Raw genomic sequence first — 25,875 nt, 5'->3', positions numbered from 1 at the left:
TTATATATGAGCATCAAAATGGTGTATAAAATTATGTACACTCTAAAAATTGTTGAATAACGCTCAATATTTGCAAGTAAAACAGTTTGAGAATAAAATTGAAACCCCGGTAATCATATTTTTTAACGTACAGCCCTCTTTTTTAACTTAAGTGTTTACAAAATCATCAATACGCTTTATTTTGTAAATATTTTCCTTATACCCTACTTATTTCCTTCGACTCCTGATTTAATATAGATTCACTTACCACTCTTGCGATCAAGGTTAATGGATAAATTTTATCAAGCGCTTACTCTTATCGGTTTCATCTTATATTGGTTATTAGTAGCTGGTGTAACAATACGGGTGGTTTTCAAACCAAGACCTGTTGGTGTCTCACTTGCGTGGCTAATGATCATATATATCATTCCTGTTCTTGGCGTTATCGCCTACTTTCTGATCGGTGAGCTAAATTTAGGACGAACAAGGGGAGAGCGTGCAAAGGCCATGTTTACGCCTTATGAGGAGTGGTTCGCACAAGTCCACCATTGTCAGCACCACCAACCACAATCAATCTCTCATCGAATTTCGTCAATACATAATCTCTGCTCAAATCGTGTGGGCATACCTGCCCTCAGTGGGGACACTTTATCTTTACTTAATACACCATCAGAGATCCTCACCGCTATTGTTCGAGATATTGAAAAAGCTGAACATGAAATCAATATGGAATTTTACATTTGGCACCATGGTGGCTTGGCAGATAGTGTTGCGAGTGCATTAATTAAAGCAGCTAAACGTGGAGTGACCGTCAACGTACTTTTAGATTCGGCAGGCAGTATCGATTTTTTCAAAAGTCATTGGCCAAAGCTGCTTAAAGATTCAGGTGTTAACATAGTAGAAGCGTTAAGTGTAAGTCCATTTCGTATGTTCTTTCGTCGACTGGATCTGCGCCTACACCGTAAAATTGTGGTTATCGATAATCAGGTTGCTTACACAGGTTCAATGAATCTCGTTGACCCACAATACTTCAAGCAAAATTCAGGGGTTGGGCAATGGGTTGACGTCATGATCCGCATTACTGGCCCTAATGTTGCTGTTTTAAATACGATTCATGCATGGGATTGGGAAGTGGAGACAGGGATCAGAGAATTGCCTGCACTGCCTGAATGTCCAATATCGATTGACCCATTCAACCATACGACACAAGTTGTTCCATCAGGCCCAGGGATGCCTGACGATATTATTCAACAAGTATTGATTACCGCGATTAATCAAGCAAGAAAATCAATCACTATTACTACGCCTTATTTTGTACCTAGTGAAATATTGCTGCATACGTTACGAACTACGGCTCATCGTGGCGTGGAGGTAAAGCTTATTTTACCAAAGAAAAATGACTCTTTAATGGTCAGTTGGGCATCTAAATCATTTTTTGAAACGCTATTAAAAGCAGGCGTTCATATTTATGAGTTTAATGGTGGCTTGCTACATACCAAATCAGTAGTGATTGATGATAGCTATTGTATTATTGGTACCGTAAATTTAGATATGCGTAGCTTTTGGCTAAATTTTGAAGTCAGTTTGATCGTTGATGATCCTGAATTTACCAAACAATTATCATGGGTATTAGACGGTTATCTAGAACAATCTACCCCGATAGAACTCGCAATATGGCAACAGCGTAACTTACCTCATCGCTTTACTGAACGATTCTTCTCAATGTTCAGTCCGCTGCTTTAAATACATATTAAAAAAGCCCGTAACTTATCGACTAAGTTACGGGCTTTTTACTGTCTATGCTGTCGTAATATCTAGCGGATACCGCTTAAAAACTCATGTCTTGTTGCTGGGTTTCTCTTAAAAATCCCACCAAGCGCAGTCGTTGTTGTGCTGCTTGTTGCATCCATAACGCCACGAGACTTAACACAATAATGCGTCGCTTCCATTGTGATCGCTACATCGTCACTGCCTAATAAGGTTTGCAAAGCCACTAAAATTTGTTGCGTCATACGCTCTTGAACTTGTGGACGCTGCGCAAAAAAGCGAACAATGCGGTTAATTTTAGATAATCCGATGATCTTTCCACGTGGGATATAAGCAACCGTAGCTTTACCATCAATCGTCACTAGATGATGCTCACAAGTACTGGTTAACGTAATATCGTTAACACGTACCATTTCATCACAATTCATTTTATTTTCAATCACTGTGATTTTCGGAAAATTTGCATAATCTAAACCAGAGAAAATTTCATCCACATACATCTTTGCAATACGGTGTGGTGTTTCCTCTAAGCTATCATCACTAAGATCAAGGCTTAATAGCGTTAGAATTTCACGCATATGCTCTTCTATGCGCTCTTTTTTTTCTTCTCGACTAACACCATTTTCTTTCATTGGCGTCTCAAGACCACGTGCAACAAGGGCATCACGCACTAATACGGCTGATTCACTAAGTGATGACATCGTATACTCCAAAATTCCATAATCAATTGAACTTCGCTAAGGATACCTGCTCTGTCAAATAAATACACCCTGATTTTATTAGGTCTATTAGATGTTAAAGGTCAAAATATGGTAATGTTCAATCATTATTACGATTAATGTAGAGAGTACCCTAATGGATTGCTGCGCAACTCAAGGTTTAATTCCAGTAGAAACCGCTTTAGAAACCTTATTATCTCAAGTTTCTCCAGTATCAAAGACCCATTCTTTAGCGCTTGCTGACGCCATTGGCTTTGTATTAGCTGAAGATATTCGTTCTCCTATTAATGTTCCCCCATTTGCTAACTCGGCAATGGACGGTTATGCGGTACGTATTGCAGATTTAGAGCAATCTTTAACCTTACCTGTCGCTGGTAAGTCTTTTGCTGGTGTGCCATTTGAAGGTGAATGGCAAACACAAACTACCATTCGCATTATGACAGGAGCTAAAATCCCTGAAGGCTGTGATGCGGTGATTATGCAAGAATTAACAGCAGAATCAGATGCAGGCATTACCTTTGAACTTAATCTTGCAGATGTAAAACCACAGGCGAACATTCGTCCGATTGGCGACGATGTATCTCAAGGTCAAACTGTCCTTGCTAAAGGTCATCGTTTAACGCCACGCGACATTCCGTTAATTGCATCATTAGGTATTAATGATATTCCCGTAGTAAATAAGCCAAAAGTCGCTTTCTTCTCAACAGGTGACGAGCTTAAGCCCCTTGGTCAACCACTAGAAGATGGTCAAATCTACGACAGTAATCGCTACGGTATTAAAGTATTAATTGAACGTTTTGGTTGCGAAGCGATCGATCTTGGTATTATCCCTGACTGCCCAGAAACACTAAAAGAAGTATTCTTAAAAGCTAACAAAGAAGCCGATGTTGTTGTTACTTCTGGCGGCGTAAGTGTTGGCGAAGCGGATTATACTAAAGATATTTTGGATGAATTAGGTCAGATCGGTTTTTGGAAATTGGCCATTAAACCAGGTAAACCTTTTGCTTTTGGTCAATTACCAAATTCTTACTTCTGCGGTTTACCTGGAAACCCAGTATCAGCAATGTTAACCATGTATGTACTTGTACAGCCAATGCTTGCAAAACTTGCGGGCCATACAAAATGGGAAGCACCAAAATCAATCCCTGCAAAAGCAACATCTGCATTTAAAAAACACCCTGGCCGTACTGACTATCAACGTGGCATTTATTCTATTAATGAACAAGGCCAATTTGAGGTATCGACGACGGGTAATCAAGGTTCTGGTGCCTTCAGTTCAATGAGTGTTGCCAATTGCTTCGTCGTATTAGAACGTGAGCGTGGCCGTGTTGAAGCGGGTGAAACGGTTAACATCGAACTTTTCAACGCATCACTATACTAAGAGCTTATTCATGAGTGAATTAACTGATAATGAAATGCTTCGTTATAACCGTCAAATCATCTTACGTAATTTTGATTTTGATGGCCAAGAAGCATTAAAAGCAAGCTCTATACTGATCATTGGTGCTGGAGGTCTAGGTTGCGCATCTAGTCAATATTTAGCAGCGGCGGGCATTGGAAATCTGACTCTGGTTGATGATGACAGCGTTGAGCTTTCAAATCTTCAGCGACAAGTATTACACAGTGATGAGACTATCGGTGTAAAGAAAGTTGTATCAGCTAAAATGGCGTTAAATCGAATTAACCCAAACTGCCACATCAACACGGTAGATAAGCGTCTATCTGATGACGAGTTACGCTCATTAATTGCCTCTCATGATCTTGTTCTTGATGGCACCGATAATGTCGATACACGTAACCAATTAAACCGATTATGTTTTGAATCTAAAACACCATTAGTTTCTGGTGCTGCAATTCGTATGGAAGGTCAAGTCAGTGTTTATACTTATCAAGATGATGAGCCTTGCTACCAATGTTTAAGCAGCTTATTTGGCCAACAAGCATTAACTTGTGTAGAAGCGGGGGTAATGTCTCCTGTTGTTGGAATTATTGGCTCAGTCCAAGCCCTAGAAGCGATAAAAGTATTAGCCAATTACGGTCAACCTTTAATCAGTAAACTGCTAATTCTTGATGCCCTATCGATGAATTGGCGAGAAATGAAGTTGGCTAAAATGCCTAATTGCTCTGTTTGCAGTCATTAAAAACACATTTAATTATTTATTTAAAGGCGGTGAAACCATAAAAGGTTACCGCCTTTTTTATTTTCAATATCCATAAAATCCCCAATAAAAACAAATACAAATATAAACCTTCCCCCTCGAAATAGTAAGAATCAGAGTTAACCTTTCTTCTCATGTAATACACATTTAAGAAAACTGAAATATAACTGTCACATAATTTTCCTAAAGTGACCTCGTCAACTTAATTACGGCATGAATGCCAGACAAAGGAAATGAAAATGAAAAAGTCAGTAATCGGCGCACTAGCAATTATTAGTTCAGTAGTAGCAGCACCAACTTTAGCAAAGGAAACCATTTCTGCAGTAGGTTCAAGCAGTGTCACTCCTCTTATGGAAGTGTTTTCTGAAACTTACATGAAAGACCATTCAAACGTATTTATCGAAGTTCAAGGTCCAGGCTCCTCTGCTGGTGTAAAAGCAGCAAAAAATGGGTCTGCTGATTTAGGTATGTCTTCACGTAATCTAAAATCATCAGAAAAAGAACCAGCACTTAAAGAGCTGATTGTCGCTCATGATGGTATCGCTGTTGTAGTAAACCCAAGTAACAAACTTAAAGGGTTAACATCAGAGCAAGTAACGGCTATCTACAAAGGTGAAGTGAAAAACTGGAAGGAAGTAGGCGGCGCAGACAAACCTGTTGTTGTAATTACTCGTGATACTGCATCTGGTACTCGTGGTGCATTTGAAGACATCATGAGCCTGAAGAAAAAAGTATCAGGCATGAAAGTATCAGCGATTTCACAACGAGCTCAAGTTGCTAACGGCAACGGTGCTCTAAAAACAATGGTAGCAAGTAACCCATACGCAATTGGTTACATCTCTTTAGGTACTGTTGATAGCTCAGTACACGCACTAGCAATTGATAATGTAGAGCCAAGTATTGCAGATATCAAAAACGGCACATACAAAGTATCACGTCCATTCCTTGTTCTATACAAAGAAGGCCAACCATCAGCAGAAGCTCAAAAATTCCTTGATTGGATGACAGCTGAAACCGCTCAAAACCTTGTTGAAAAGAAAGGCTACATCTCAGTTAACTAATTTCTACCCTATTGCCTGACCTGCGAAGGTTGGGCATTTTTCCATTTCGAATTTTTCGACATGTGAGTATTTATTATGACCATCGCAATGAATAATCAAAATACAGAAAATCAAGTAAAACCATCTAACAGTCCATTACGAGAAAAGAAACGAGTAGATTGGAGAGAACGCATTTTCCACGGCTTATTTTTAAGTTGTGCTGTTATTGGTATTGTTTCACTAGCGACTATCGCTTATTTCATCATTAAAGAAAGTATCCCTGCATTTCAGCAAGCTGGTGTGAGTGGTATTGTATTAGGCCAAGATTGGTTGCCACCTGCACTGTATGGTGTATTCACCATGATCGTTGCCTCAGTTGTGTCTACTTTTGGCGCGGTATTAGTTGGGGTTCCCGTTGGTATTCTTACCGCTATTTTTATTGCTGAAATTGCACCTAAACGAATCGCTGATATTATTCGTCCAGCCGTTGAACTTCTCGCGGGTATCCCATCAGTTGTCTATGGCTTCTTTGGCCTTGTTATTATTGTTCCATTAATTCAAGACATATTCCAAGTCCCTGCAGGTAACACTATTCTTGCTGGTATTATTGTTCTTGGTGTGATGATCCTTCCAACGGTAATTACGGTATCTGAAACATCCATCCGTGCGGTTCCGTCAACATACAGAGAAGGTTCACTGGCACTTGGCGCTTCTAAAATATTTACTATTTTTCGTATCCTTCTTCCTGCTGCTCGTTCAGGTATCATGACAGGCGTAATTCTTGGTATTGCTCGTGCATTAGGAGAAACCATGGCAATCATCATGGTAATGGGTAACGCCCCAGCAATGCCGGAAGGAATTTTAGATTCAGCTCGAACATTAACCGCAAATATCGCAATTGAAATGTCATACGCAAGTGGCATTCACGCCAACGCCCTATACGCAACCGGTGTGGTATTGCTTGTATTTATCATGTCTCTTAATGGCATTCTTCTTTACTTAAACCGTGAAACGGCGAAATAAGATCATGAATAAATTAAAGAAACAGCGTCAAATTAAAGACCAGATTGCTTCAGGATTCATTTGGTTATCTGCTGCAATTACCGTAGGTTTCCTATTTTGGATTATCTGGTACATCCTTTCGAATGGCATGCAACACGTAAGTTGGTCATTCATTACCGATAACTACACACGAACAGGCGAAGAACACGGTATCTTCCCTATGATAGTCGCAACCTTATACATGGTGTTTGCTTCTATTGCTGTTGCTGCCCCGCTTGGGATCATGACGGCAATTTACTTAACCGAATATGCAAAGGTAGGCAGTAAACTGGTTAAAGTGATTCGCTTTTGTACTGAATCGTTAGCGGGTATTCCATCGATTATCTTTGGTTTATTTGGTATGACTTTCTTTGTTGGTATTCTAGGTCTTGGATTCTCTATCCTATCTGGCGCTCTAACACTGAGTATTTTGATACTACCAGTAATAATTCGTACAACAGAAGAAGCGTTAATGGCTGTGCCTCAAACATTTCGTGAAGGTTCATACGGACTTGGCGCATCAAAAATTTATACGATTTGGCGCTTAATCTTACCAAGTGCAATACCAGGTATTTTAACTTCCGTTATTTTGAGTATTGGTCGTGTTATCGGTGAGTCTGCGCCTGTATTTTTAACAGCTGGTATGGTAGCTCGTATTCCTGATTCATTACTGGATTCAGGTCGTACACTAACCGTTCACCTTTATAAGCTAACGACAGAATTATTTACTATCGACGAGTGGAACCAAGCATATGGAACGGCAACCGTACTTATCGTTCTTGTTCTTATCATTAATATGCTAACCAAGCTATTGGCTCGAAAAATCAATAAAGCATCTTACTAAAATAAATTAAATCAGTGGCACGACAATAAGTTGCGGCTGATAAGGAAAATACAATGAATAAGTTTAATATTGAAAACCTAGACCTTTTTTACGGACAAAACCAAGCGCTTAAAAACATCAATTTGCCAATCCCTGCAAAGCAAGTAACGGCACTTATTGGTCCTTCTGGCTGTGGTAAATCAACCCTTTTACGTTGTTTAAACCGCATGAATGATTTGATTGAAGACGTAAAAATCACAGGTCTTGTCAGTCTAGATGGTAACGATATTTACGGTAACATTGATGTTGCTGACCTACGCATCAAAGTTGGAATGGTTTTCCAAAAAGCGAACCCATTCCCAATGAGCATTTATGAAAACGTCGCTTACGGCTTAAAAGCACAGGGCGTTAAAGATAAGAAAGAGTTAGATGCTGTAGTAGAGAAATCATTACGCAGTGCAGCATTATGGGATGAGGTGAAAGATCGTCTAAAATCACATGCTTTTGGATTATCTGGTGGTCAACAACAACGCCTATGTATTGCACGAACGATTGCAATGCAACCAGACATTATTTTAATGGATGAACCAACATCAGCACTTGATCCAATAGCAACGCATAAAATTGAAGAGCTAATGGAAACCCTAAAGAAAGATTACACCATTGTTATTGTGACTCACTCAATGCAGCAAGCACGCCGCATCTCAGATAAAACGGCTTTCTTCCTAATGGGTGAATTGGTTGAGCACGATGACACTCAAATTATTTTCTCAAAACCAAAAGATGACCGCACACAAGGCTATGTAAACGGTGACTTTGGTTAATTGATTCAAAGAATAATAACAAAGCGATGGAAACTCTTGCCCCTCTAGTTAGGGGCTTTTTTATTATTTAACTATATGTTTTATATCAAATTTAAACTCACTATGACCATGGATTTTTATTTCGACAACTTATCAACCGTAGCCACGTAAGAAACATTTCAACATCAAGCCACTGGTTATCTCATACGTTTTTCTTTACTTGAAAATAAGGAGGATCGGTAAGGAAGAGGCTTGTTGAATAATCTGCTCAACTATTGCTTATTGGTAATTTTTAATAGGTAGCATTCGTACACCTTTATCTGATTAATTAAAGTATCGTAACTTAATATAGTGTCGCAAGAACAAGTGAGTCATTCATTGAAGAAGGATTCCGAAGTATGACGGAGAATTTGTTGTTGCTATAAAAGCATTAGATAAAATAGTACTTCATTAAGTACCTACAAAGAAGTTATCGGGAATTTAAGGTCTATCACTTTACATGATATCAATAACTTAAGTATTGAAAACTTTCCCGTTAGTACTTAGTATAAATTAACGTATTAATATCATTTAATTTTGAAAAAGGAAAGTGACAACATCTCAAATCTACATACTCTAAAATATAAAAGCCTTAAATTAAAGGGCTTTTATATATAAATTATCTTACCCTACATATTTATCATAAGTAATAAAAATCATATTTCCAATTCTTTAGATTATAAGAGCCTCTTATCTATTATTTTAATTACTAATGCCTCTTGTTTTTTTGATATACTCTTTTTATAGGTTATCCTGTATAAAATATCAGAAAGAAACGCTCTTTCCCATAAACTAAAACTATCATAGTCTAATAACACTGCGTTATTAATTTTAGTATGAAAATTATGTTGGCTCATTAAAATCACTATTTTTAGCACATAAGTTTAAAGTTATTACATGTTCTAATTCTTTTGTTTTTTTTGTATTCAAAATAACAATTCGATAAGAAACACCTCGATTCAGCAAACCTCTTGTTTCTATATTTTCACAAAACCTCACAGTGACATTATATAACAACCTCTTAATATTTATATATTTACTTACCATTACATATATATTAACCCTATCATTAACTGCCGTCACTGATAATAACGTCACACTACCAACTTTATAAGGTAAATATTTTGATATAATATCAGCCCTATAATTAGTCAATGAAAAAATAAGTTTATTATTTATCTTTGAACTACAAGAAAGAAGTGAACACAACAAAAATAAAAATAAAAACACCCTACAAATAAACATTTACATTATTACTTCTTTAATAATTCAAATCCTTTTACATTTTGAAAGTTTTTATATATGAACGGTGAAGACATCGAAGATAATAAACCACTATAATCTAATTCAAACTTTATTTTTTGACCAACAAATAGTGGATACTTAATCGCCTCAACAACTAAATGGTCACTGGTTGAGGATACTATAGTTATCCCTTTAGGAGCTTTGATCCCTGATATCGAAACATCTTGTCGCCCTAAAGCAATAATGGCTTGTAACACTAATCCTCTATCGCAGATATCTTCCTTTTCTCCAAAGGCATTACACCCTCTTTCTCCCCAAGGTAAAGATGGTTTTATTTTTGATTCAATTACCTCAGCCGTCAGTGTTATTGCATCAGTAAATAATCCTTTAATCGGTTTTTGATAAAGAGATTCACATCCTAAGAAAATAGACTCCCCTAATCGAAGATTATTAACCCTTGTTTGATTCTTATTATTAATCGCCCAATAAAGAGATGCAGAATTACCACCAGAAATAATATCTAATTTAATATTAAATTTATTTTCAACACTAGTCGCAAGCTCAGAAAGTTGAGACATCTTCATTTTATCTGGAACTACACCATAACGACAAGCAAGATTCACCCCTATACCTTTAATGATAATATTCGGCAACTTTATTATTTTATTGACAAAATCAAATAATTGATGAGGCATAACCCCTTCTCTAAGATCACCAAGTTCAATCATTATAATGACCCCATGCTTAATATCTAATTTACAAGCTTCTAATGACAGTTTTTTAATTACTGAAACTTCAGTGTTAAGACTAAAATTACAATATTTAAGCACATTCGTTATCTGACTAATCATTGGTGTTCTAATTAACATCGTAGGTATTTTAATTCCTGACAATTTTATTCTTTCAATATTCTCTACGCGCGAATCAGCAATCATATTTACCCCTGCATTTATCAATACATTTGTAATTATTGGGTTACCTAAAAATACTTTTGTAACTGGCGTTATTGATATCCTTTTTTTATAAAGCTTATTAATTAATGTTCGAGTATTAAAATAAATCTTAGTGCAATTAATATCTAACCGAGGATAGCTCAAGTGTTCATTATCATGTTTTTTTCTAGTGCAGGAAAAACAGTTAACATCATATTCAGAAAATCATCAGCAGGTTGAGCTAAAGCATCTGTAACAGGAATATTCAATTGAGCTGAATATGTTTGAATAGAAAGAGCCACTTCTTCCGCAGACATTCCTTCATGATTTAAAGTTAATCCTATGACAGAGGTATTAGAAAACATTTCAATAAGCTCGACTTCAGAAGCAACTGATGGCATAGGCATCTCGGGGAAATCACTACGATGAAGTCTTTTAGGTGCATGTTGTAAAATAACACCAGTCGGACAACTTCCTCTTAATATGAAAGCACTAGTAGAAAATGCAGGATGACTTAACGAACCTTGCCCTTCTATGATAATAAGATCAGGATTTTCTTTCTCATAAGCTTCAACAATAACTGCTTCTAACTCTCCCGCACAAAACTGAGAAGGTACAGCGTCTAGAGCCACGCTATAAGGTGCACCTTGAATAATACCTGTTTGCCCTGTTGCAATCATAATAACTTTAAGACCTTTTTCTCGTAAGATTTTTGTTAATATCGTTGCTGTTGTTCGTTTTCCTATCGCACAGTCAGTTCCCATAACGGCAATACGTGGACAGGTTACCTTATGGATTTTCCCGCTAAATGCTTTTAACTCTTTTTTATCTTTAGGTTTTCGCACATCTAAAATATTCACACTATACTTTTTACTTGCTTCTATAAATTCAATATTTTCGGTTAAAAATTCATGTAGCCCACTTACAATATTCATATTTAATGACATTGCATAAAGAACTATCTCTTTTTCAAAATCAGTTAATACTCCGCTAGATGGTGCTATTCCAAATATGAAGTAATCAGGGAGGTCTTCAGCAAGAGCAACAGCTTCTTTAATATCAGAGACTATAGGAATTCCGTTTTTTTCTTCTCCCAGTACCTCTCCTGAATCTAAACCTGCTTTTTTACTATCAATAACAGAAAGAATTCTGTAATTATGTGAATGTCTTATAAGACCATTCGCTGTTTTTCCATCAACATCTCCAAAATGACCTTCACAATAGATAATAGCAGTAGGGGTAATTGGATTAATTTGACTAAATAATAAATCAAATGGTTTAGAAGTAGAGTCCAATTCAATTTTGCTGTTGAGAGATATTTTTGAATAACTTTGGTTTAATTTTGACATAGAAAAGCCTAATAATTTAAGGCTTAGAGGGGCAACTGGTGGGTGCCGAAGTGTCATATCGGAAAGAACGAGAGGTCCCTACTAAGCGGTAGGGAAGAAAGGCCACAATAGCACAGTTAACTTAAATAAACACAATAAAAAACATATTATTTCCATGTAAACAACAATCATTAATACATTGTCACGCAGCAAACAAATATTTAACCTTTCGTATTTAAAGTGAGTTTCACGCGAAGGAGATTCATACTACTAGATTTTTTCATTCTTATTATCGAATAACTCATGCTCATATTTCCCAAATTCAAGCTTAAATCTGTTCCCTTCTCACTGGTTGCTTTGTTTATATTGACTGGTTTATCTGATTAAATCGTTAGTTTTACTTCAGATTGACTTTTTAATATTTGGTTGGTTAATTGCCGTAGTTGAAATAACTAAAACAACAGAATCATTTTATGTTAACTTTTCCACTTTGAAGTAGAATCACCACAAAACCTTTTCTGTCATATCTAATCAATATTTTTACTTTTCACATTCTCTTTTATAACCATTTCCTTATCTTCATAATCTAAGTACACTTAATTAAAATTATTATGATGAGGTGTACTCAATGAAAATTCATTCTCTTTTTGCTGCTAGTTTCTGTCTTCTTTCATCCATTTCTGCTAACGCTGCCATTCAATTAACGGTGCCAGACAACGTTGAACTATTATTAGTTGATAACCAAGAAGTTGAGCTTAAGAGCTCTTTTTTCTCAACCACATCAACCCTTGAGTTAGAGAATGGCGAGCATCAAATTGCATTCCGATACAATCCTGTATTTAAGCAAGGTAAAGACAACATTATTGTATCTAGTGATATTATCGTCTCTAAATTTTCAGCTTCAGATAAAGAGTTAGCCTTTAAATTCCCTACGTATAATTCTCCAGAGAAAGCCGAAGCCTTTAATACTGAACTGAATTGGAATTTAATTGACCAAAATGGCGAAATCGTCCCATTTACTCAGGCGCAATTAATTCATCATGGTGTTCAAGTAGGTCGAAATATTCAATTTGAATTAGCTCAATTTAATTCCACTGATGCGCCAGCAGCCTTTAAAGAAGGCATGGTAACAGTAACTCATAAAGAAATTAAAAACGAACAAGGCGAAAATACAGCAGAACAAATGCTGCATTATTGGTATGAAAAAGCAGATAAAGAAACAAAGAAACGCTTTGCCTCTTTTGTGTTAGACGCAAAATAATACCATAATTATTACTCTCAAATAAAAATAGCCTACCGTTAATGGTAGGCTACTTGTTTTCAATTTATTGAATTTATTGAATTTATTAAACTTTAAATTGAGATACCAAATTATCCAACTGTTGACACTGCTCAGAAAGTGATTCGCACGCATTACCTGAGTTGCTCACCATGGTAACCATTTGTGAACTATTATCCGCAATGCGTTGAACATTTACGTTTACATCATGGCTAACATGACTTTGCTGATTTGCTGCTGTTGCTATTTGCGTATTCAAATCATTCATAGTAACAATTGCATTCGTAATTTGTTGTAATGACTGTGAAGCTTGGTTTGCTAACTTAATGGTATTTTCACCACTCTTTGTGCTAGATTCCATAGCAACAACCGCTTCTTTCGCTCCTGACTGCAGGCGTTCAATCATTTTCTGAATCTCGCCAGTACTGTCTTGAGTCTTACTCGCTAGCGCCCTAACCTCATCAGCAACAACGGCAAAGCCACGTCCTTGCTCTCCAGCACGAGCCGCTTCAATCGCTGCATTCAATGCTAATAAATTCGTTTGCTCTGCAATCCCTTTAATCACATCAAGAATAGATGCAATATTAGATACATCGCTGTCCAACGTTTGAATGACATCCCCTGCTTGTGAAATCTCATCAGCTAAGGTCTGAATTGAAACTACCGTTTGTTGTAAAATTGCCTCTGTCGTTTCAGATTCAGTTGTTGCTCCAAGACTTGCTTGTGCCGCCTCATTCGCATTTTCATTAACCGTATCACTGGTTACCTGCATCTCATGGACAGCCGCTGCAACAACTTCACTCTCTTGTTGCTGGCTGGTAGAAAATTCAGCAATGTTTCGTGTTATTTCTTGAATATTGTCCATTTCAGAGCGAACCGCATTAGATGAGACAATCACATTCGATACTGTACCGTGAATTCTTGATACAAATTGGTTAAACGCTTGTGCCAACTTACCTATTTCATCTTCAGAAGATACGGCAATTCGCTGCGTTAAGTCAGCATCACCAGAGGCAACCTCTGACATGGCTTTCTCAAGTGATTTAATCGGTCTTACAATTCCATTACCTAATGACCAAATGGCTAGCAAAGCAAGAATAACAGCACCCGCGGCACCAATTTCTGAAATTAATTTTACGGATTGAACCCCTTCGTAGCTCTGCTCCCTAAGCTTAACCTGTTCTGCTACAATAAGACGGCTAATTGACTTTAACTGCTTACGCATCGTCTTAAATTGCTCATCTAATTGATCGCTATTTTTTTGATAATATTCTTGTGAATTATTCGGGTCAGAGAATAGAGGCTCGTATAACTGTATCCACTTTTCAGCCGCTTTAATCAAGGTAGTTAATTCAAACTGGGTATGAGAAGGTAAAATATTGGCTTCATAAAGCCCTTGAACTTTCTTCATTCGAGGGAGTGCTTTATATGCATTATCTTTAAATTCAAAAGTATGGTGCTCAATATCAGCCACAGTTGTCGATAGCATTAGTCCTTGTGCTGCTGCTGTGACTTGATAAAGATCTCGATAAGCATCTTCCAAACTTTCATTAACAGGTTGAACAAGATCAACAAGTTGATAGTTAATGCCTTCCTGTTGATTCAACTTAATTACATTTAGAATTGAAATCGTACTAAATAATAAAACAATCGCCAACAATGGAATTGCGATTTTATGACCTACTGATAAACGTCCAATTAGTTTCATGACCTCTCCTAAGGCAAACCAGTTCTGATATCCTCGGACATTATCATTAGAATTCTCAAAAACAATACATAAAGAGGGCGAATAATCGACGTAGTTCACAATTGAATGAAGACTTTCACTATCTACCTGTTTATTAAGTAAAAAATTCATTTATCGACAAAATTGCAGCGCCATAAATCTGACTTAGTTCATCATTTTTACACTGTGATATATCATTATTTTTTCCATGCTGCTCGTAAGCATGGCAAAGCGAATGAAGTTGCATTAGTCCTAAACTTCCTGCTGAACCTTTTAATTTATGTGCTAGTTGATTAACTTGATGCGCATCAGAACTGTCTATTGCTTCTTTTAGTTGAAGTACATTCTCTTTAGAAGACTGTTTAAATAAATTAATGATTTTAAGCATTCGCTCTTCACCTAATACCGCTAAATCACTTTGAAGTACTTTCTCGTCTAATATCATTGCTATTGTCTCTTCTTTCACACCATTATTCATTTGAATCACTTTTTCAGATTCAGAAATCTTACTCAATTCTGAAACTTGATGGGCATCACTCAAAAAACGATTCAACATTTTTATAAGTTGGTTTTCCACCAATGGTTTTGCCAAGAACCCATCAAACCCTGCAGCTAAATAGCTCTCAACATCTTCATTAAATACGTGCGCAGAAACAGCCAACATCGGTGTATTTCCTTCAGTATTCTCTTTTGATTTCTCAATATCTCTTAATCTTTTTTGTAATGATACGCCATCAGTGTCTGGTAAATTAATATCTAGAAGTAACATATCAAACTGCGTCTCTTTCACTGCTTTTTCCGCAAGAGATCCTGTATCTACCGCCGTTACTTTATGGCCTAAACGCTCAAGAAAACCAACCGCGACCATTTGATTAACAGGGTTATCTTCAACTAAAAGTAAATGGGCTGGCGCCACAGTAGGTTCTATTCCTTCATCATTAGAGGTTGTAATACTATGGCCCTCTTCTAAATCTAAAGAGAACCAAAAAGTACTGCCTAACCCTTCTTTAGAGTCCACCCCAATTTCACCACCCATAGCTTCAATAAGGCGCTGGCTGATAGCTAGTCCTAATCCTGTCCCGCCATACACTTTCTGGCCTTCTTCTGCTTGAGTAAAGGCCTCAAATAAACTATCAATTTCATGCTCAGCAATCCCAACACCAGTATCCACCACTTCAAATAATAAAGTACTGTCTAAAATAGTATGCAACTGGATAGTCACGCTTCCGGTATGGGTAAATTTAACCGCATTTCCCACAAAATTATTAAGAACTTGCCTAATTCGAGTGCAATCCCCTAACCACCATGCCGGGATATCAGCTGGCACGTCAAATGATAAGGTTATACCTTTTTGTTGCGCTCTTGAGCTAAATAAATGATGGACATCGGTGATCATTGAATGGACATTAAAGTTCACCGTTCGGATCGATAAATGACCCGCTTCTATTTTTGAGTAATCCAAAATGTCATTTAATAAATCAAGAAGGTTTTCACCACTACGGTTAATGATATCTACATATTGCTTTTGCTGTGCTGTTAAACCACTGCCACGAAGGAGTTCTCCTGTACCTAAAACGCCATTAAGAGGTGTTCTAATTTCATGACTCATTGTGGCTAAAAAAGCAGACTTAGCTCGGTTAGCTTGTTCGGCTAAATCACGCGCTTTATCATGATTAATGATCTCAACATTTAGTCTTTCATTACTTGATTTAAGCTCTTGTGTTCGCTGAGCAATTTGTAACTCTAAACTGTCTTTATAATCTTGAAGCTCTTGAGCGGTATCGCGAGCAACTAAGATTGATCGTCCCATTTGCGCTAGCTCATCATCGCCAGAGGTGTCTAATTCAATATCAAGCTGCCCATTAGCAACATCCGTAATCGCTTGTTCATATTGGTTCAACCTCATGATTACACGGGCATAAACATAGCGCCACATGATATAGATAACTAAACAGAGTCCTAACAAAGTAATAGAGATAAGCAGTTGTTGTACCACTTTAAGAACAAAATTTACATCAGCAACCGCCTGCTGAGTCACATCATTAGCTTGATCAAGCAATTGAGCAATCGTGAGGTTTAATTCTTGAAATTGATGTATGTTTTCATCACTTAATGCTTTCAATTTTTTATTAATATTAACTAGCTGGATAAGCTCACTAAAGAGACGTTCACTTTTTGTTAGGTTATTTGCCAACGTTAACATTTGTTGAGTTCGGCTCGGGTCTTCAACCGCTTGAACACGACGAGTAATGATGGTCATATCTCGAGTAAAGTCTTGGCGTAATTTTTCTACTTTAGCAATATCATTACTGTTTCTTGCATCATCAAGAGTATTCACAACTTTGAACGTCAATAAACGCAATTCATGTAATCGTTCCGCTAGATCTAGGTCGATTTCAACAAGTGTATCAAGCGCTCTATAAACAGAGTCTTTATCGCCATTTTCGACTAAATCGTAAATTTTAACGACATTAGCAATAGTAATAGTATTAGAGTTCAGCACTTGGGAACGGGATAACTCCTCAAGCTGTAATGCGGCTTTTGTTAGTTTTTTGCTTTTTTCTTGAATAAGTCGATGTAAAACCACCTTTTCGCCAACGTTATTACCCATTGTTGCTAAGTTATCGACAATATCCTGAACTTGATGATCCAACCGCGTCAGTAAGGCTTTATCAAACGGATAAACACCTAACCCTTTTAAACGGTCGTATAAGCTTTCAATTGAGGTGAATAACTCTTTACCATAAGTCTTTCTCTCTTTTTCAGAATCAACTTGAGAGAGCAGTTGAGAGGTAGAAATAATCTTGGTACTTAAGTCTGAAATATATCGAGCTTCAATGACGGCTGGAATTGCAGAATCAATTACGGTTCTTTCGGTTTTTTCAACGTATGAGAAGCCTAAAACCCCCACCACGGACCCAAAAGCCATGAGGGCAATCATTACCATAAAAGTAAGAAACAGCTTGCGACCGATCCCTGTAGAAGCAAATAACATAATCTTGAATGCACTTTAGAAAAGAGAGTAATGCGAGTATCATATCACCAACCTAAAGTCAGTGCGAAGAGACCATGAAACTTACTTTTCATTCAATAGCAATTCTATTACTTTCCATTTTATTATCCCCTATTGCCTCAGCAAAAGAACCTTGGAAGATATGTGCTATTTATCCTCATTTAAAAGACTCATATTGGCTATCAGTTAATTATGGGATGGTAAAAGAAGCAAAACAAAATAACGTTGAACTCACCGTATATGAATCAGGTGGATACCCAAATGTTAACCGTCAAAAAGAACAAATTAAACAATGTGTGGCTATTGGTGCAGACGCGATCATTTTAGGTACCGTTGACCCTGTTGCCTTTCAATCAGACTTAAAAAAACTAACTAAAAATATCCCTGTCTTTGCTAGTGTAAACGAATTAGTGAGTTCGCTTCCACCTCTCCCTCCTCTTCATCTTGGCGAAGTGGGAGTAGATTGGTACAACATGGGGTTTAAAGCTGGCGAGTTTCTAGCAAAGCAGCACCCAAAAGGGTCAGGTATTACCTATATTGGCTGGTTACCAGGGCCTAAAACTCGAGGTGGAACCAAACCTGTGACTCAAGGGTTTAATGATGCTATTAAAGACAGTGACATTATTGTTAGTGCAACTTATTGGGGAGATAATAGTAAAGAATTACAACGAAACCTAATTCAAGATGCGCTTGAGAATGAAAAGCTAGATTACTTAGTCGGTGGAGCCGTTGCTATTGAAGTTGCTATCAGTGAGTTAGCTAGCAGAAAATGGCAAAATAAAGTCGGGTTAGTTTCAACTTACCTAAGTCATGCAGTATATCGCGGTTTATTGCGAGAACGTGTGTTATTTTCCCCTACAGATCAAATGGTACTGCAAGGTCGATTAAGCATTCAGCAAGCTATTGGCTATTTAAACCTCCACCCCTTGCCTTTTAAAATATCACCAACGATTGAAACGTTAACACCCGATCATTTACCTAAAAATATATTGCAAGATTCTTTATCTCCAGCGGAATATCGACCTACATTCTTTGTTGCTGCTCAAGATTAGTATGATTGTCATGTAATTGAGATGAAGAAACACTAGGCTAGGTTAAAGTAAAACTAAATAAGGAACCTTAATGAAAAAAACAACACGGATTATCCCTGCGCATAAAAATATTGCACTTGTCGCTCATGACCATTATAAACCAGAGCTACTGCGCTGGGTTAAGGAGAACAAAGACGCATTGCAGGGACATTTTTTATTTGGGACAGGGACAACAGGAAACCTACTCAGCCGTGAAACAGGACTTGCTATTAAGAGTTTATTAAGCGGCCCTATGGGAGGCGACCAACAATTAGGTGCATTAATCTCTGAAGGTAAAATCGACATGATGATTTTCTTCTGGGACCCTTTAAATGCAGTACCTCATGACCCAGATGTAAAAGCATTACTACGTATTGCAACGGTTTGGAATGTCCCGGTTGCCATGAACCGTGCTAGCGCAAAATTAATGATCACATCCCCTAATATGACGCAAGAAGTTGAGATTGAAATTCCTGATTACGATGCTTATTTAGCTGAACGTTTATAAATATTAGTGGAAATCAAATACAAAAAATCCCTTACTGCATTAATAGTTCAGTAAGGGATTTTTTATTAGTTTCTAGTTAATTATTCAATGATCACTGGATAATCTTTATCGACTAACTCTTGAACAAAAGGAGAAGGCTTACCATGGTATACCACCCACACTTTTCTTTTTGCTCTAGTTAGAGCTACATAAAATAAACGACGCTCTTCTGCATAACTAAAATCTTCTTCATGAGGAAGCAGTGCGCCATCCAATGACTCAGCTCTTGATTTCATTGGGAACTGGCCATCCGTCATCTCCACAATAAAGACATAATCTGCTTCTGTTCCTTTACTGGCATGACAGGTTTTGTATTCTAAGTTTAAGCCTGGATAATACTTTAGCCATTCATCAAAATTATCTGGCTTATGGTTGTGATTGCGCCCTAAAATAACGACATTTTCACCTTTGCGCGCATTTTTAGACAAAGACAGTAACTCTTTTTCTATTGAACAATGCTCAATAACTTTAACAGCCTTTCTCTTCTGCTTAGTAAAACTAATCAGCTCTTTTTTAAGCTGCATAGGGTTTTCTTGAATAAAGCGATTCGCGACTGCACCAATTTGATCATTAAAACGATACGTTGTAGATAAATGTGCAATTTGAGTCGATTGAAAACGTTTCTCAAACCCAGTCGTTAATGATACATCTGCCCCGGCAAAACGATAAATAGCTTGCCAATCATCACCAACAGCAAACAACGTCGCTTTGGTATTGTGCATATTCTCGTTATGACAAATCGCTTCAATTAAATCTAAGCGTTGAGGTGAAATATCTTGGTATTCATCAACCATGACAAAAGACCAAGGCAAATCGTATTTTTTATCATTAATGTACTGCTTCGCTTTTGAAATCATCAATTCATAATCAATAGCTTCTTCATGCTTTAACGTTCGTTCATACGCTTTAAAAAATGGCCAAACAATATTTAGCTCACTTTTTAAACGAGCAGCATCTATATGCGTTTCAATTCGTTCAATGATCTCTTTTTTATCAAGTTGTAATGCATTCAATTGGCAGATTTGCTTATATAGCCATTCTTGCAATTTTTCATTATGCGATTCTTCTTTTAAATCGACATCCCCTCTTAAATAAGCAATTGGCCACTTTTTAAGATGTTTTTTCCAGCGATTACTTGCTGTCGCATTTTTCCATTCAGAATCAAGTACATGGATAAACCACTCTTTACGTGACTTAACATCCGTAACTAAACAAGAAAGTCTTGGTTGTTGATATTCAACATGGCGAATAATATCCAAACCCAGTTGATGAAAAGTGGCGACTTTTACTTTTTGTCCAATGTCGAATCCCAATTTTTCGATAATACGAGCTGACATTTCTTGTGCCGCTTGACGACCAAAAGCAAGTAATAAAATTTCGTCTGCTTGTGCATGGCCACTTTCAATTAAATAGCGCACTCGTGCTACAAGTACACTGGTTTTTCCAGAGCCTGCGCCTGCAAGTACTAACGTATGGTCTTCATTTAATAATAGCGCGCTTTGCTGAGATTCATTTAATGGCTGAGACTCACACTCAGAAAAGAAGGTTTTCCACTCTACTTTCTGTTCTTCTAACCATACTTCATTTAACTTTTTCAGCTGCTCTTCAGGCTCAGTTAACCAATTTAATACTGGTGCAATACTGTCTGGTTGCAGTTGCTCAGCCAATGGTATTGAAAGGCCTGTTTGCTCAAAAAGATCGTACAGTTTTTCGACCATCATTAAGGCTTCGGTTTGTTTAAGAAAACGGCGTTGAGAAACAAAATCATCAACCAATTCCAACATTTGTGGTTTTAATTGATTTAACATTACTATCTTTGATTCTTTCCAATCGGCATACGCATTTAAGACGTTATTAATAATAGCGTCACACTCTTGCCACGGTAGCCCTGAAACTCGCCATGCGACCTGATCATTTCGATTGTAAAAACAAAGAGAACTCCAAACCAACCCTCTTTGAAAAGTCACCTTCCCACTCCATTTATCAAATGGGACTGATACTTGGAATTTATGTGAGGTAAACAACAGCTGCTCTGGTTCTAATTCAAGTTGATAATAATCACCCTGAACTAACCACTGAGCGAAAGTGGTTGCTTTGATCTGCATTATTCAATACTACCTAAAGAAAATTTAACTCGAAGAGTGCCTAGGATATCAGGTTCTTTTTTTGTTGTCCCAGATCAGTATTAAGACAATGATCTTGACGCTTATACTTTTTTATCGATAGGACTTTGTTATGATAGATTTTTTCCACTCGTTAGATGCTGCTTATTGTGACTTATCGTCAAATTTTTCGCCAATATTGGGCTAATAAAACCATCAACTTTAGTGTTCGTGTACTGCTCGCTTTAGTCGGTGCCGTCATTCCATGTTGGTATTTGGAACAAAACACAGCGATTACTCCTTTAATTCTGGGGATCATTGCAGCTGCTTTAGCTGAGACAGAAGATAAATTATCAGGCCGACTTAAAGCATTATTTTTAACCTTTATCTGTTTTGCTATTGCCGCTTTCTCTATCGAGTTACTTTTCAATACGCCTATTTTATTTGCGATTGGTCTCTTCTGTTCAACCGTCTCCTTTATCATGCTTGGTGCATTAGGGCCCCGTTATGCCAGTATCGCGTTTGGTTCATTATTAATTGCTATTTATACCATGCTAGGCGCCGCCGACAGCCCAAATCTTTGGTACCAACCAATGTTATTATTGGGAGGTGCTGCTTGGTATTATTCGATATCCCTGACTTGGCAGATTTTTTGGCCTCTGCAACCGGTACAACAAAATCTAGCGACCGTATTTGAAACAATGGCAAGATATTTAGATATTAAAAGTGAACTGTTTCACCCTGTCACTAACTTAACGCCTCAGCCTTATCGTATTCAAGAAGCTAAGAATAATGCACAAATGGTAACGGCATTAAATAACAGTAAAGCCTCATTACTGACTCGAGCTCAAGGTGGGCATGTTGTCGGTGCTAGCGACCGATTTTTAAAAATATACTTCATTGCTCAAGATATTCATGAACGCGTTAGTTCTAGCCATTATCGCTACCAAGACCTTGCGAACACGTTTAATCGTAGTGACATTCTTTTTCGTTTTAAGCATTTACTTCATAGCCAATCTTTAGCCTGTAAAGAGGTTGCTCGCTGCTTATCTCTAGGTTTACCCTACCAACATGCACAAACGTCCATTTTTGCATTAGATGAACTACAGCAATCTTTAATCGCAATAAAAGAACAACAACGACCTGAATGGCGACTCTCCGTTATTCAACTTGAATATCTGTTTAATAACTTAGCAACCGTTGAGCGTCAATTCGCCAATATTAGTAATCCAGAACGTAGTCTTGATATTGAAGAAGATACGGTATTAGCAGACCAAGGAGCACACACACCAAAGGCTATGTGGCAACGCTTAAAAGCCAATATGACTACTGATTCTGTTCTATTTCGCCATGCTATTAGAATGGCTCTCGCACTTACTGCCGGTTATGGCATTATCCAAGCGTTTGATTTAGAACGTGGATACTGGATTTTATTAACCACTCTTTTTGTGTGCCAACCAAACTACAGTGCAACTAAAGAGAAATTAGTCGCTCGTGTTGCAGGCACGATTATTGGTTTATTGGCAGGAACAGCACTCTTAGTCCTATTCCCCTCTCTTGATAGTCAACTGGTTCTCATGGTTATCGCTGGAGTATTATTTTTTGCTTTCCGTCTTGCTAACTATGGCTTTGCAACTGCCTTTATCACCATTTTGGTTTTGTTCTGCTTTAACCAATTAGGTGAAGGTTATACGGTTATCCTTCCTCGTTTAGGAGATACCATTGTTGGCTGTATTTTAGCGGTTATCGCTGTCACTTATATCCTACCCGACTGGCAATCAAAACGTTTACATAAGGTAATGGCTGATACAGTGAATGCGCATCAGGATTATTTAGCTAACATAATCTCGCAATATCGAGCTGGTAAAAAAGATTCCTTACAATATCGATTATCCCGCAGACAAGCACATAATAATGAGGCGGCACTCAGCTCTGCCATCAGTAATATGTTGATTGAACCGGGTAAATATCAAACAGCGGTGGATGAGTCATTCCGTTTTCTTTGTTTATGCCATGCCATGCTGAGTTACATTTCGGCACTTGGTGCTCATCGAACCCGTTTAAAAGATGAAGAAACACATCAGTTAGTCGCAGAATCTCATCGCATTATCCATTCACATTTGAACCAAATTCAATGCCAACTCAGTAATACGGATTGTAATGATAAATTGAATATTATTGCTGAAGAAAGTATTGAACAACGCCTCTCAGAATGGCGAGATGAGGATGAAAATTCAGTAAGAATGGTACTGCAGCAATTGCATTTAATTCATCAAATTTTACCTGAAATGCATTCACTCTCTGAAATACTAAGCTCACGCACTAAAGAGGTAAAAGTAGAGCAATAAAGTTTGAAGTAGATCATTGTCTTACCTCGGTAAGTTGATACTTATCAAACATTTTTCTACTTAGACGTCTACACTAAATAGTAGCTACTCTTTACTATAAAAAGATAATAACTCTGTTGGAGGCGTCACTATGAAAAGTGTATTTATTGCTGCGTTTGTTGGTATTTCTAGCCCTGACTTAATTAAGCGCCTTGCTTCTGTAACTCATGAAGAAGGGGGAAAGTGGTTAGTTAGTAAGGTTCACTATCTTGATGCGCATATTTCAGCGGTCATTAAAATTGAAGTACCTACAAGCCGTAAAAGAGCCGTGCAAGATTATTTTTCTTCTCAAGATGATCTCATCGTTACGTTTAGTGATGCCTTAGAAACCATTGTAGAGCATCAGCACACTCGTCTAAAAGTCGATGCTGAGGACAGAGCTGGTATCGTAAATGACATCAGTAATATACTGCAAAAAGAGTCTGTTGAATTAATAGATATGGATAGCCATCGTATTGGTGTTCCCGCAAATGGCAGCAGCGTGTTTACGGCAACATTAAGTTTAAAACTACCAATCAGCGCCAATATTAATGACTTAGCCGCTGAGATCGAAGCGCTAAGTGAAGATATGGTCGTTACCGTTATCTAATGCTAACCAGCGTAGCTCTTTGATTATTTTTGTTAACTCATAAAAAATGACCGCCTAAAAACGGTCATTTTTACTGTGTTTGATACTTATACCAATTCCATTAATTATTTGATCTATTTAGAATTTACGAGCTTACCGCCCATTGGGATAAAGAACGTTTAAAATCAGTGTAACCAAACTCATTTAATTTTTCGATCTTTCCTGTTGTACGTTCACAGTACACTGATGGCATTTTCAAACCATTAAACCAATTTAGCTTCACCATGGTATAGCCTGCACTATCTACTAAGTGTAGCTTTTGACCAATGGCTAATGGTTGATCAAATTGCGTTTCGCAGAATTGATCGCCAGCTAAACATGAACATGAACCAATAACATAATGGTGCTGCCCCTTCTCTGACGCTTCTAATATTGAGGCTGGCTCATTATAAATTAATGTATCAAGACGATGTGCTTCAGTAGCGGAATCTACAATGGCCGTTTTTTTGCCGTTTTCAACAATATCTACCACACTTACCACTAAGTCTGTCGTTTTGGTAATGATCGCCTCGCCCGGTTCCAGGTATAAGTGAACTTGATGTTTTTCAGAAAACGCTTTTAACACCAACGCCAATTTCTCTACATCATAATTAGGCCAAGTAAAGAAGACACCACCGCCTAAACTAACCCACTCCAAGCCATCCAAGTATGTGCCGAATTTAGCTGAAATAGCCTCTAGCAATGATGAAAATGCATCTACGTCTTTATTCTCACAATTCATGTGAAACATAACGCCATTCAAATTTTCAAACACAAGAGGATCGAGTTGATCAGCTTGTACGCCTAAACGTGAAAATTCACGTGCAGGATTAGCAAGATCTTGCCCTGCATAACTAACCCCTGGATTTAAGCGAAGACCAATCGATGCTTTACCTTCAACTAAGTGGCGATAAGCAGCCAATTGCGACTGCGAATTAAAGATCATCTTATCGCAAATATCGACCACTTCTTTTACATCATCCTCGCTGTAACCCACACTATACGCATGTGTTTCTCCACCAAAGGTTTCATGGCCTAATTTGACTTCATATGGACCACTGCTAGTTGACCCATCAAGGTAAGGCTTAATGATGTCAAAAACGCCCCATGTTGAAAAACATTTCAATGCTAGTACAAGCTTTACACCAGAAAGATCTTTTAAGCGTTTAGCGACTTCAAGATTAGCGATTAGCTTGCCTTCATCAATCATGAAATATGGCGTTTTTAACTCATTTTTATTTAATTGAGTTGTCATTATTATCTTCTCTA

General features: G+C 37.5%; 20 protein-coding genes. 12 read left to right on the top strand and 8 right to left on the bottom strand.

Going from position 1 to position 25,875, the window contains the following annotated elements; all coding sequences use genetic code 11:
• Positions 1-267 precede the first annotated feature (267 nt).
• A complete protein-coding gene (gene cls, locus PVK70_RS10605; RefSeq protein WP_130047435.1) occupies positions 268-1,722 on the top strand; it encodes a cardiolipin synthase in 1,455 nt (484 codons plus the stop codon).
• A 71-nt stretch (positions 1,723-1,793) separates the two neighbouring features.
• Here cls and folE read toward each other — a convergent pair whose 3' ends face one another.
• Positions 1,794-2,447: a GTP cyclohydrolase I FolE gene (gene folE, locus PVK70_RS10600; RefSeq protein WP_130046081.1), complete on the bottom strand. Its 654-nt coding sequence runs from the start codon at positions 2,445-2,447 to the stop codon at positions 1,794-1,796.
• 154 nt (positions 2,448-2,601) lie between these two features.
• Here folE and moeA point away from each other — a divergent pair, with 154 nt between their 5' ends.
• From moeA to pstB, 6 genes are all read left to right on the top strand, one after another.
• On the top strand, positions 2,602-3,846 hold the full coding sequence (gene moeA / locus PVK70_RS10595; protein WP_130047434.1) for a molybdopterin molybdotransferase MoeA: 1,245 nt from the start codon (positions 2,602-2,604) through the stop codon (positions 3,844-3,846).
• A gap of 10 nt (positions 3,847-3,856) precedes the next feature.
• On the top strand, positions 3,857-4,606 hold the full coding sequence (moeB, locus tag PVK70_RS10590; RefSeq protein WP_130047433.1) for a molybdopterin-synthase adenylyltransferase MoeB: 750 nt from the start codon (positions 3,857-3,859) through the stop codon (positions 4,604-4,606).
• 257 nt (positions 4,607-4,863) lie between these two features.
• Positions 4,864-5,685: a phosphate ABC transporter substrate-binding protein gene (locus tag PVK70_RS10585; protein WP_130046078.1), complete on the top strand. Its 822-nt coding sequence runs from the start codon at positions 4,864-4,866 to the stop codon at positions 5,683-5,685.
• A 75-nt stretch (positions 5,686-5,760) separates the two neighbouring features.
• Entirely contained in the window at positions 5,761-6,687 is a 927-nt protein-coding gene (pstC, locus tag PVK70_RS10580) for a phosphate ABC transporter permease subunit PstC (protein ID WP_130047432.1), read from the top strand.
• Positions 6,688-6,691: 4 nt separating this feature from the next.
• Positions 6,692-7,549: a phosphate ABC transporter permease PstA gene (gene pstA / locus PVK70_RS10575; RefSeq protein ID WP_130047431.1), complete on the top strand. Its 858-nt coding sequence runs from the start codon at positions 6,692-6,694 to the stop codon at positions 7,547-7,549.
• A gap of 53 nt (positions 7,550-7,602) precedes the next feature.
• On the top strand, positions 7,603-8,352 hold the full coding sequence (pstB, locus tag PVK70_RS10570) for a phosphate ABC transporter ATP-binding protein PstB (protein ID WP_130047430.1): 750 nt from the start codon (positions 7,603-7,605) through the stop codon (positions 8,350-8,352).
• 861 nt (positions 8,353-9,213) lie between these two features.
• On the opposite strand, the gene gspS2 is transcribed toward pstB, so the two are convergent.
• From gspS2 to PVK70_RS10555, 3 genes are read right to left on the bottom strand one after another with little or no spacing between them, the layout of a single operon-like run.
• Positions 9,214-9,615, bottom strand: a complete 402-nt coding sequence (gene gspS2, locus PVK70_RS10565; RefSeq protein WP_130047429.1) for a type II secretion system pilot lipoprotein GspS-beta — start codon at positions 9,613-9,615, stop codon at positions 9,214-9,216.
• A gap of 8 nt (positions 9,616-9,623) precedes the next feature.
• On the bottom strand, positions 9,624-10,712 hold the full coding sequence (locus PVK70_RS10560) for an alanine/ornithine racemase family PLP-dependent enzyme (RefSeq protein WP_130047428.1): 1,089 nt from the start codon (positions 10,710-10,712) through the stop codon (positions 9,624-9,626).
• Positions 10,709-11,896: a DUF1611 domain-containing protein gene (locus PVK70_RS10555; protein WP_065595357.1), complete on the bottom strand. Its 1,188-nt coding sequence runs from the start codon at positions 11,894-11,896 to the stop codon at positions 10,709-10,711. The genes PVK70_RS10560 and PVK70_RS10555 overlap by 4 nt, the downstream gene beginning before the upstream one ends.
• Positions 11,897-12,503: 607 nt before the next feature.
• On the opposite strand from PVK70_RS10555, the gene PVK70_RS10550 reads away from it, so the two are divergent.
• The gene (locus PVK70_RS10550; protein ID WP_130047427.1) at positions 12,504-13,136 is read left to right on the top strand and encodes a YccT family protein; all 633 of its coding nucleotides are present in this window, start codon (positions 12,504-12,506) and stop codon (positions 13,134-13,136) included.
• 85 nt (positions 13,137-13,221) lie between these two features.
• On the opposite strand, the gene PVK70_RS10545 is transcribed toward PVK70_RS10550, so the two are convergent.
• Positions 13,222-14,862 (bottom strand): methyl-accepting chemotaxis protein, encoded by a 1,641-nt coding sequence (locus PVK70_RS10545; RefSeq protein ID WP_130047426.1) that lies wholly within the window; start codon positions 14,860-14,862, stop codon positions 13,222-13,224.
• Between the two features lie 133 nt (positions 14,863-14,995).
• Positions 14,996-17,875, bottom strand: coding sequence for a TMAO reductase system sensor histidine kinase/response regulator TorS (gene torS / locus PVK70_RS10540; protein ID WP_130047425.1), 2,880 nt, complete (start codon positions 17,873-17,875; stop codon positions 14,996-14,998).
• A gap of 74 nt (positions 17,876-17,949) precedes the next feature.
• On the opposite strand from torS, the gene torT reads away from it, so the two are divergent.
• The gene (torT, locus tag PVK70_RS10535; RefSeq protein ID WP_130047424.1) at positions 17,950-18,945 is read left to right on the top strand and encodes a TMAO reductase system periplasmic protein TorT; all 996 of its coding nucleotides are present in this window, start codon (positions 17,950-17,952) and stop codon (positions 18,943-18,945) included.
• A gap of 70 nt (positions 18,946-19,015) precedes the next feature.
• The gene (locus tag PVK70_RS10530) at positions 19,016-19,471 is read left to right on the top strand and encodes a methylglyoxal synthase (RefSeq protein ID WP_130046070.1); all 456 of its coding nucleotides are present in this window, start codon (positions 19,016-19,018) and stop codon (positions 19,469-19,471) included.
• 80 nt (positions 19,472-19,551) lie between these two features.
• Here PVK70_RS10530 and helD read toward each other — a convergent pair whose 3' ends face one another.
• On the bottom strand, positions 19,552-21,615 hold the full coding sequence (helD, locus tag PVK70_RS10525) for a DNA helicase IV (RefSeq protein ID WP_130047423.1): 2,064 nt from the start codon (positions 21,613-21,615) through the stop codon (positions 19,552-19,554).
• Positions 21,616-21,782: 167 nt separating this feature from the next.
• Here helD and yccS point away from each other — a divergent pair, with 167 nt between their 5' ends.
• On the top strand, positions 21,783-23,960 hold the full coding sequence (gene yccS / locus PVK70_RS10520; protein WP_130047422.1) for a YccS family putative transporter: 2,178 nt from the start codon (positions 21,783-21,785) through the stop codon (positions 23,958-23,960).
• Positions 23,961-24,090: 130 nt separating this feature from the next.
• Positions 24,091-24,588 (top strand): glycine cleavage system protein R, encoded by a 498-nt coding sequence (locus tag PVK70_RS10515; RefSeq protein ID WP_130047421.1) that lies wholly within the window; start codon positions 24,091-24,093, stop codon positions 24,586-24,588.
• A gap of 124 nt (positions 24,589-24,712) precedes the next feature.
• Here the strand turns inward: PVK70_RS10515 and nspC are convergent, their stop codons facing one another.
• Complete coding sequence (gene nspC, locus PVK70_RS10510) at positions 24,713-25,861, bottom strand: carboxynorspermidine decarboxylase (RefSeq protein ID WP_130047420.1); 1,149 nt, start codon at positions 25,859-25,861, stop codon at positions 24,713-24,715.
• Positions 25,862-25,875 lie beyond the last annotated feature (14 nt).

Source organism: Aliivibrio sp. A6 (assembly GCF_028765505.1).
GTDB lineage: Bacteria > Pseudomonadota > Gammaproteobacteria > Enterobacterales > Vibrionaceae > Aliivibrio > Aliivibrio finisterrensis_A.
This window is presented reverse-complemented; position numbering and strand designations above follow the sequence as displayed.